This is a genomic window from Mesorhizobium sp. M2E.F.Ca.ET.219.01.1.1 (assembly GCF_004016445.2).
Classification (GTDB): domain Bacteria; phylum Pseudomonadota; class Alphaproteobacteria; order Rhizobiales; family Rhizobiaceae; genus Mesorhizobium.
The window spans coordinates 1-284 of record NZ_SADT02000282.1; the positions used below are offsets into that span (position 1 = coordinate 1).

Here is a 284-nt window from a genome sequence, read left to right on the forward strand (position 1 = left end):
GATCGGCAGCGTCTGGCTGTTTTCGCAGGTGATGCCGGCGCAGGTCGACACGCCGCAGGTCAATTTCCTGAAAACCTGCCAGCGTTCCTGCGAGCAGATGCGCAACGCCACATTCTGTTCGAGCTATTGCGGCTGTATGCTCGAGACTCTCGACGGTGAAGGCTCTCTTGATCGGCTCTACAACAACGACCAGACTGCGGACTTCAGGGCGCATCTGTCCGATCTTGCCGCAACGTGTACCGCCAAGACCGAGGACAAGATGACGGAGGGAGGGACGCAATGAC

The 284-nt window shown here is 58.8% G+C and carries 1 pseudogene; it reads left to right on the forward strand.

Going from position 1 to position 284, the window contains the following annotated elements:
• Positions 1 to 283: pseudogene (locus EN862_RS35835) on the forward strand (DUF1624 domain-containing protein); the annotation flags it as partial.
• Position 284 lies beyond the last annotated feature (1 nt).